The sequence below is a fragment of the Sphingopyxis sp. genome, from assembly GCF_036402335.1.
Lineage (GTDB): Bacteria > Pseudomonadota > Alphaproteobacteria > Sphingomonadales > Sphingomonadaceae > Sphingopyxis.
Genome location: NZ_DASWTD010000523.1, coordinates 1 through 3,847 on the forward strand (window position 1 = coordinate 1; position 3,847 = coordinate 3,847).

Consider the following 3,847-nt stretch of genomic DNA (forward strand, 5'->3'; position numbering starts at 1 on the left):
CCGCTAACGTCGCCTGCGACGGAATTTTGATACCCTTTCGGGGCGATTTTTCCCTTCTCACGCTTCCAGCTCTGTCCGGCACTTTCGCGGGCAGGTTCCTGTTTTCGTGAAAGGAAACATCCATGCCGATCGGCAACGTAAAATTCTTCAACAGCGACAAGGGCTATGGCTTCATTTCGAATGAAGACGGCTCGGGCGACAGTTTCGTCCACGCGACCGCCCTCGAACAGGCTGGAATGGCGACACTCGAAAAAAATCAGCGTCTTTCCTACCAGCTGGAAAAAGGCCGCGACGGCAAGATTTCCGCGGTCAATCTCGAAACCGCCTGAGCCGGGCCGTGCCGGCGAGCAGCTTCGCGGCTGTGCGTCGGCACGTCCACGCTTCGCGGCGCATCTCCGCCCGCGACGCATTTCCCGAACATCGGAACCGACATGTTTCAGAACAACGATATCTTCCCGAGCCTCGGCGGTCTCTCGCTCGCCGGGAGGCCGATCCGCTTCACCGGCATGCCGGGCCTCACGAGACGCCGCCGCCAAAAAATATGGTCTTTCATCGCCAAGCTGCTCGGCTGACCAAGGGAAACGCCATGCCCGCTACCAGTAACCTTTATCTCGACCATGCCCACCGATGCGAGGCCGATGCGGCGCGCGCCGACCTTGCGCACGTACGCGCGCGTGACCTGCGTTCCGCTGCCGCCTGGCACGCCATGGCCGCTCGCCGGCTCAAGTTCGAGCAAGCGAGCGCGGACAGGGGTCGGCTCGCCAATGACGTTCGCGCGCAATGCCTGGCCTAGGCTGGTTCCCAAAGCCTCTCGTGCCTTGTCTGTTCGCCTTATGGTTTTTTTCTGTCGCAGGCTGCTCCGATAGCCCGATACCCGGCCAAGGCGCCGCGTCACCAGGGCCCGAGCAACGGAGCCCCGATTCCGGCGAAGGAGCCTATCAGGCGGCCGAAGACCAACTCTCCTTTCAAAAAGCCGAAAGCGGCATTCTGCCGCCGGACGTCGTATTGCAGATTAAACCGCGATGCCGCGCGCTGGTCATAGCGCATGAGGCGGCACGATCGCGCGGCATTCCCGCGCCGGTGGAACCCGGCCCGGATATGGATCGAGGCAACGCCGAGCGGAGTGCGATAATATTCGTCGATCGGCCCGCGGCGCCATCGGCAGAAGATATCGCGCAGACCGAGATCGAGCGGCAACGAGCCCTGCGTCGTCTGTGCGAGAAGTTGGGATTTATCCGGCAGGTCGATCATCGATAATCCGGCTCGGCATCGGACCCGTCGGCGCTGTTCATCAAGCCACAGAGGCGGAACCGCAATCCCTTCAGAATGATTGGCCGCGTCTCCTGACATCCTTGAGACGATAGGGCGTCAGGAGACGGGTTGCCAGCAGTACGCGGCACCGCAGCTTAAGTTGCGGCAGTTCGGTTCGAGACTCCGAGACATCGTCAGCCGCCCTATCGTCATGATGCAGGTTAGTTTCCGCCCGCCCTTCGCAACCCTCGCGCGCGATAGTGGTTGGGGATCGTACGGCCCTCGAAACTTCGATGGCGTCCCCTCCCAGAAGGATATCACAATGTTCGATAACAAGAATGTCGCAACGCTCAATTCGCTGATCGCGACAACGCTCGACAGCGTCGATGGCTATCGCAAGGCGGCCGAAGAAGCGAATGCCGCGCAGTTCCGGGACCAGTTTCTGAGCCGCGCCAACGAGCGTCAGACCATCGTCGCGAATTTCCAGGCGAAGGTCCGCGAACTTGGCGGTAACCCCGAGGACGACGGTACCGTGCTCGCGTCGGCGCACCGCGCTTTCCTCGGACTGCGCGACAAGCTGACCGGCGAGCGCGACGATTCGGCGGTCGTCGCTGAGGTCGAGCGCGGCGAGGATCACATCAAGGCGAAGTTCGAAAGCGCGCTGAAGGACGACGATCTCGACCCCGCAGTGCGCCAGCTGATTCAGACCGCCTTCACCTCGGTGCGCGAAGGCCATGACCAGATGTCGGCGCTGAAGCACGGGCTCAACGCGAGCTAGTCTCCGCCGTCGAACATCGACATGAAGCGGCGGCCCGGCGAAAGTCGGAGCCGCCGTTTTAACGCCCGCCCGCAAGACGGCCGGGAGCTTCCGCAGCGAGCGCGCGTTTCATCGACGGAGACAGGCCATGGCCAATGGTTGGGCGCGCGACGGCGCCGTGCAGGATCAGATCGACGATACGGTGTCCGACGCGGTAAAGAATGCGCGGGCGCGGCTTCCCGCTGGCAAGGGGACCGATTTTTGCGACGATTGCGGAGCGGAAATACCGGCAGCGCGCCGCGAGGCGTTACCCGGAACGCGAACATGCGTAGCCTGCCAGACGTCACGCGATGCATCGGTCCGACCGGCGGGCATCAACCGCCGCGGCAGCAAGGACAGTCAACTGCGCTAATCGCCCGAGAGCCGCAACTCCCTGCGCGGCCGTCTCGCAGCGGAGTCGGCCGCGGGCAATCTTCGAACGCCGACGGACACGTGTCCCGTGCGACCTTCCGTTCGATTCCGCCGAAGGCTGCCTGCTCGACGAGACGCCGGAACCTTGGCTCGCGGCTGGCGTTGACCCCATATCCGGACAGGATGATTTGGCGGCGCCGCGAAGCTCGTGCACCCTGACGCGCGGGCAGCAGCTGCGTGCGTCTCGACAGGAGACTTACATGTTCAGATGGGCCATCATTTTCGCGGTCGTTGCACTGGTCGCGGCACTCCTCGGTTTCGGCGGCATTGCCGGGCTCTCGGCAGATTTCGCCAAGATCCTGCTGGTCGTTGCGGTCGTGCTCGTCATCGTCGGCTTTGTTTTCGGCCGCGGGGGACGCAAGCTCCCGTGAATATCCGGGATCGCTTCGCCTCTCTCGGCCGCGGTCCCTGACGATGCCGGCGGTCTCATGCGAGCCCGCCGGCAAGCCGTTGATTCCGGGCATCCAGCAGCAGCGGCCTTACCCTATCCGGAGCGGAATCACCGCGGAATGGACCTTATCAATCTGCTTTTGGTGCCGCTTCTCGGCCTGGCCGGATATTACGCCTTCGCGTCGGGATTGGCATATGTCCGCGCCCGCAAATGGGTGAATGGCGTGTTTGCGATGACCGCCGCGACGCTGCTCGCAGGCTGCGGATCCTATTTGATTGCCAGAGCCATGATCTTATGACGGAGACAGTTCCGACCGCGTTCACGCCGCCTATCTTGGCAAGCCGCGCAACACGCCGGCGATGTTCAGGTCGCTGGCCGGTGCGTCGTAGGCGACCTGCATGGTCGGCGCCGTTCGCTCTCGCGCCGCGCCTCGTGGCCGCAGCGCGGCGAATTTCGATCGGGATGAGCATGGATTGACCCGAGCGGCCAGGCCCTTCCCTCTTTTTGCCCCCGGGGCGGTGCCGGGGCCGGCGCCGCAGCGGAACGTCGGGCATCGTGGTTCGTCCGCCCCCCATTGCATCGCAAGACCCGTCGTTCGCTCGCAACCACGGATGGATCGCACGCGTTGAAGCCGAACCCTTTCCGAAAGGATGACCCGATGCGAACGATGATGCTTGCCGCCCTGTCCGCCACCTTGCTGGCCGCCTGCTCCGATGCGAACGAGGCCGCCGAGGAGAGGCTGGAGAAATCCGCCGAAACGAGCGCGAGCGTCGCGGGGCCGGTCCCCGCAGCCTTCGGCCTGAGCGAGGCCGAGCTTCTCAACGCCGATATCGTCGGTGCGGACGGCAAGGAGGTTGGCGACGTCGCGCAGGTGCTTCGCGCCGCGGACGGCAAGGTGGATCGGCTTCTGGTCGAAGTGGAAGGAAGCAATCCCGACCGCTATGTCGAACTTCCGATTCTCGGCCTGCGCACCGTGG

8 protein-coding genes are annotated in these 3,847 nt (G+C 63.8%); 6 read left to right on the top strand and 2 right to left on the bottom strand.

The features are described 5' to 3' along the window. Positions 1–122 precede the first annotated feature (122 nt). Complete coding sequence (locus VGD20_RS17015) at positions 123–329, top strand: cold-shock protein (RefSeq protein WP_331135568.1); 207 nt, start codon at positions 123–125, stop codon at positions 327–329. A gap of 107 nt (positions 330–436) precedes the next feature. Here the strand turns inward: VGD20_RS17015 and VGD20_RS17020 are convergent, their stop codons facing one another. Both VGD20_RS17020 and VGD20_RS17025 read right to left on the bottom strand, forming a co-directional pair. Then, positions 437–895: a hypothetical protein gene (locus tag VGD20_RS17020; RefSeq protein WP_331135569.1), complete on the bottom strand. Its 459-nt coding sequence runs from the start codon at positions 893–895 to the stop codon at positions 437–439. Continuing rightward, positions 892–1,251, bottom strand: coding sequence for a hypothetical protein (locus VGD20_RS17025; RefSeq protein ID WP_331135570.1), 360 nt, complete (start codon positions 1,249–1,251; stop codon positions 892–894). Before VGD20_RS17025 ends, VGD20_RS17020 begins: the two co-directional genes overlap by 4 nt. A 322-nt stretch (positions 1,252–1,573) precedes the next feature. Between VGD20_RS17025 and VGD20_RS17030 the strand changes: the two genes are divergently transcribed. The 5 genes from VGD20_RS17030 to VGD20_RS17050 form a co-directional block, all read left to right on the top strand. Beyond that, positions 1,574–2,029 carry a PA2169 family four-helix-bundle protein gene (locus tag VGD20_RS17030; RefSeq protein ID WP_331135571.1) on the top strand — a complete coding sequence of 152 codons (456 nt, stop codon included), beginning with the start codon at positions 1,574–1,576 and terminating at the stop codon, positions 2,027–2,029. 127 nt (positions 2,030–2,156) lie between these two features. Then, positions 2,157–2,420, top strand: a complete 264-nt coding sequence (locus tag VGD20_RS17035) for a DksA/TraR family C4-type zinc finger protein (RefSeq protein WP_166939459.1) — start codon at positions 2,157–2,159, stop codon at positions 2,418–2,420. Between the two features lie 259 nt (positions 2,421–2,679). After that, a complete protein-coding gene (locus VGD20_RS17040; RefSeq protein ID WP_084758191.1) occupies positions 2,680–2,850 on the top strand; it encodes a DUF1328 family protein in 171 nt (56 codons plus the stop codon). Positions 2,851–2,988: 138 nt separating this feature from the next. Further along, positions 2,989–3,168, top strand: a complete 180-nt coding sequence (locus VGD20_RS17045) for a hypothetical protein (protein WP_331135572.1) — start codon at positions 2,989–2,991, stop codon at positions 3,166–3,168. A gap of 360 nt (positions 3,169–3,528) precedes the next feature. Beyond that, positions 3,529–3,847: PRC-barrel domain-containing protein (locus VGD20_RS17050; protein ID WP_331135573.1), on the top strand; the 319-nt coding region annotated here is incomplete at its 3' end.

Coding starts and splice junctions, on each gene's coding strand:
- VGD20_RS17015 (WP_331135568.1), top strand. CDS start 123: ATGCCGATCGGCAACGTAAAATTCTTCAACAGCGACAAGGGCTATGGC.
- VGD20_RS17040 (WP_084758191.1), top strand. CDS start 2,680: ATGTTCAGATGGGCCATCATTTTCGCGGTCGTTGCACTGGTCGCGGCA.
- VGD20_RS17035 (WP_166939459.1), top strand. CDS start 2,157: ATGGCCAATGGTTGGGCGCGCGACGGCGCCGTGCAGGATCAGATCGAC.
- VGD20_RS17045 (WP_331135572.1), top strand. CDS start 2,989: ATGGACCTTATCAATCTGCTTTTGGTGCCGCTTCTCGGCCTGGCCGGA.
- VGD20_RS17025 (WP_331135570.1), bottom strand. CDS start 1,251: ATGATCGACCTGCCGGATAAATCCCAACTTCTCGCACAGACGACGCAG.
- VGD20_RS17030 (WP_331135571.1), top strand. CDS start 1,574: ATGTTCGATAACAAGAATGTCGCAACGCTCAATTCGCTGATCGCGACA.